This is a genomic window from Frankia sp. RB5 (genome assembly GCF_059816245.1).
The window spans coordinates 1-3,296 of the sequence record NZ_JCBATA010000132.1; the positions used below are offsets into that span (position 1 = coordinate 1).

Here is a 3,296-nt window from a genome sequence, read left to right on the forward strand (position 1 = left end):
ACATTCTGGCCGCGGGGCTCGCGGTGTCAGCCTGTGGAGACGGAGTGAGACCACCCCGCTCCTAGAACGGGGAGGCATCTGTCGGTGAAGCAGGAACCCGTATCGCGAGGCACGGGAATCCCCGGCCATCACTCCAGACCGGGAGGATGTCAAAATCGTAGTCATGAGCGAGCTCGGCGAGTTCCTGCGTTCCCGACGCGATCGCCTCACGCCGGCGGACGCCGGGCTGACGCGGGCGGGCGAACGCCGCCGGGTTCCCGGGCTGCGCCGTGAGGAGCTGGCTCAGCTCGCCGGAGTCAGCGTCACCTACTACACCCGGCTGGAGCAGGGGCAGAGCCGCAACGCCTCCGACGCGGTGCTCGACGCGCTCGCCCGCGTCCTGCGGCTGTCCGACGACGAGCATGCCCACCTGCGCGTCCTCGCCCGACCGGCGCGCGCCCTGCGCCGGACCAACCGGCCGCAGCGGCTACGCGCCGGCACGGCACTGGTGCTCAACGCGGTGCGCGACATGCCGGCGTTCGTTCTCGGCCGGCGCACCGACATCCTGGCCTGGAACCGGCTGGGCCACGCACTCATCGCCCCGCACCTGGACTTCGACGCGCCGAGCCGCGGCGGTGCCGCCCGGCCGACGATGGCCCGGCTCATTGTCCTCGATACCTACACTCGCGACCTCTACGTCCATTGGCGGCGCAAGCTCGAAGACCTGGTCAGCTACCTGCGGCTCGTCTCCGCGCAGCATCCCGACGACGCGGCGCTGACATCGCTGATCGGCGAGCTGTGCGTGAAGAGCGAGGACTTCTCCTCGGTGTGGGCGCGCCATGGCGTGCGCGACTGCGGGCCGGGGATACGCGAGTACCGCCACCCGCTCGTCGGCGAGCTGACCTTCACCGAGGAGATCATGCGCCTGCAGGACGACCCGGGCCAGCGCCTCGTCGTCCTCGCCACCGAGCCCGGCTCGCCCACCGCCGAGCGGCTCGCCCTGCTCGCCAGCCTGCACGCCACCGCAGCCCGCGCCTGCGTCCCCAGCGAGGCCGCCTCCACCCATCCGGCGATCACTCCCGCGGAGCACCAGGCCGGGTAGGGCACCTCGGGCCCGATGCTCGTTATTTACTCTCGCCGATCTTTGCTGCGAGCATGTGCAGCAAGTCCCGCAGGTCAGCGGGAGCCCCGGGCGTACCTTCGACCGCCCGTGTCAGGCGACGGACGGCCGCGTATGCGCGAGGGGTAATTTCCCCTGCGCTGCCGAGCAGAGTACGCGCCACGTCTTCTAGCTCGCGCCAGGCGCCTACCTGAGTCAGGGCGTACCCCATGTCGGCCAGGCACAGAGCGTGCATCGCTACGACCGACGCGTGCCCACTTGCCTCTCGGGTCACCCACCCCAGATGCTCGTTATGCAGGCGTATCGAATCCTGCCACTGGCACAGATCGGAATGGAGCCGGGCGCCCTGGATCCTCAGCTCGTCGTCGTCGATCCACCAGGCCCACGGGGGGTCGCTGCTGCGAGTGCCGTCCTGTAGCAGGCTCAGGGCGTGCGTAAAGAGCTTCCCGGCCTGCTCATCGCCCAGTGCTGCCAGGGCTCGGGCCTCCCGCATCGTGAACATAGTTTCGAGCCGGGGGGACAACGTATGGCCCTGCATCGACCGGGCGAGCGTCAGGCCCTCAACCGGGTTCCCGCTTTCGACGGCGTGCATGGAGATGTTCTGCGTGACGAGCATCTCCATGCCGCGGTCCCCTGCAAGGCTGCAGTAGTGCAGCGCCCGGTGATTCGCCTCACGGACCGCGCTATCGCGTCCAGCATCGATAAGGAACCAGCCAGTTACCTCGTAAAGCTCCGCAGCCGTAGCGTAGGCATCCCGCTCGCTTCCCTTGCCTGCTCCGGAAGCGCGTAGCCGACGGTCGAATGCCGCCGCGGTTTGCGTCGCCAGGTCGGCTATCGGCGCACCGCCGAAATCCCGTTCGGCAGCAAGGAGACTTCCGATCTTCGTTCTGGCCTGTTCTAGATGCTCATCTCCTACCGGCTCGCCTGGCGAAGCTACACGGCGAGAAACCTCCATCGGAACGCTACCGCTGGAGCTCAGAAGTCCTGCGAGGTCAGCCGGAGGGATACCAAGAAGGTCTGAAATCTTAAGACGAATCTCAGGCTGAGGTTCTGACTCGCCCCGCTCCCACCGACCCACGGTCGTCCGGTCTACGTCCAGCTCGTAAGCGAAGGTCTCCTGGCTGAAGCCCATGGCCCGCCGCCGCGCGGCGAAAGGACTGGTTCGTCTGCCCATCGCCTCACCTCTCACGCTCGCAGATGCATCAATTCTGCATCATCAGCGCCGTAGAGCGGGCGGATCAGCGGCGGCACGCTGTGTTTGGGCGTCACGGGGTCATCACGCGGACCGCACACGACCGCGGCGCCCACCACGCGGCCCCCGGTGCGCTTCGCCCCGATGCAGGCGCACCGGGCGGCCCCTTGACCCACTGCCGACACGGGGAGCCCATGACCACCGACGCGCCGTTCGAGCTACCGCAGGATCCGCCGGACGTGCCTTTCGCCCCGATGCCCGGAGCGTCCGCACGGTACGGCGATGGCCTGATCGTCGTTGACGTCGACCTGGGCATTCTGGCGGGCGGGCTCACGTCCGCGGTGGGCAGGCTGGTGCCGGCCGACGCCGTCCTCATCGACGCGGAGACCACCGGCGGGCGCATGACGACGCTTCGGTTCACGACTGGCCGGACTTCTCGTGCTTGACGATCAGTTCGCCCAAGGGCATGACCTGAGCGAGCTCGCGCGCCGCCTGTACGAGCTCATCCCGGGCGTCGCGCGGGTCCGATGGTTCTCCGAGGGCGGATCGGTCGACACCGCGCAAGAGAGCGGGCCCGGCCCCACAGACGCGGTCATGGACGCCGCGGCCCGTTTCCTGGCCATCCGTGCGGCCCGCGACCAGGGATGAGCCTCAGCGGGCCGCGGGCCGACTCGCTGCGATAGCCGCGCGCGCGGCTGCCGCTCCCGAGCGGTTGAGCTTCGGGTTACGGGGCGGCATGGCGTCCGCAGCGAAGGTCGCTGGCGCGTTCATACTCGGTGGCCTCACCTTCGGTCTCTGAACACACGTGAGGGGTGGATACTGTTGCCGGTTGAGTGCTAGATAGCGCTGATTGGTGCCATATGATGGTGGCTGTGAACCTCAAGGAGTGGGCTGCGGTGAACGGGGTCGGGTACTCGACCGCCCGGCAGTGGTTCCTTGACGGCAAACTGCCGGTGCCCGCCCGTCGGGTCGGGGGGCTGATCCTCGTCGACGAACCCGTGCCAG

Annotated in this window: 4 protein-coding genes and 1 pseudogene; 4 read left to right on the forward strand and 1 reads right to left on the reverse strand. The window is 68.6% G+C overall.

Going from position 1 to position 3,296, the window contains the following annotated elements:
• The first annotated feature begins 163 nt into the window (after positions 1–163).
• Positions 164–1,081, forward strand: a complete 918-nt coding sequence (locus AC6EXY_RS33050; protein ID WP_101833335.1) for a helix-turn-helix domain-containing protein — start codon at positions 164–166, stop codon at positions 1,079–1,081.
• 22 nt (positions 1,082–1,103) lie between these two features.
• Here the strand turns inward: AC6EXY_RS33050 and AC6EXY_RS33055 are convergent, their stop codons facing one another.
• A complete protein-coding gene (locus tag AC6EXY_RS33055) occupies positions 1,104–2,273 on the reverse strand; it encodes a helix-turn-helix transcriptional regulator (protein WP_101833336.1) in 1,170 nt (389 codons plus the stop codon).
• A gap of 212 nt (positions 2,274–2,485) precedes the next feature.
• Between AC6EXY_RS33055 and AC6EXY_RS33060 the strand changes: the two genes are divergently transcribed.
• From AC6EXY_RS33060 to AC6EXY_RS33070, 3 genes and pseudogenes are all read left to right on the forward strand, one after another.
• Positions 2,486–2,737, forward strand: coding sequence for a hypothetical protein (locus tag AC6EXY_RS33060; protein WP_101833337.1), 252 nt, complete (start codon positions 2,486–2,488; stop codon positions 2,735–2,737).
• On the forward strand, positions 2,730–2,939 hold the full coding sequence (locus AC6EXY_RS33065; protein ID WP_101833338.1) for a hypothetical protein: 210 nt from the start codon (positions 2,730–2,732) through the stop codon (positions 2,937–2,939). Before AC6EXY_RS33060 ends, AC6EXY_RS33065 begins: the two co-directional genes overlap by 8 nt.
• Positions 2,940–3,163: 224 nt before the next feature.
• Positions 3,164–3,296, forward strand: a pseudogene (locus AC6EXY_RS33070) (IS607 family transposase); the annotation flags it as partial.

What these genes read in the sequence shown, in the direction of transcription:
- AC6EXY_RS33050 (WP_101833335.1), top strand. Translation starts at nt 164, where the DNA reads ATGAGCGAGCTCGGCGAGTTCCTGCGTTCCCGACGCGATCGCCTCACG.
- AC6EXY_RS33055 (WP_101833336.1), bottom strand. Translation starts at nt 2,273, where the DNA reads ATGGGCAGACGAACCAGTCCTTTCGCCGCGCGGCGGCGGGCCATGGGC.
- AC6EXY_RS33060 (WP_101833337.1), top strand. Translation starts at nt 2,486, where the DNA reads ATGACCACCGACGCGCCGTTCGAGCTACCGCAGGATCCGCCGGACGTG.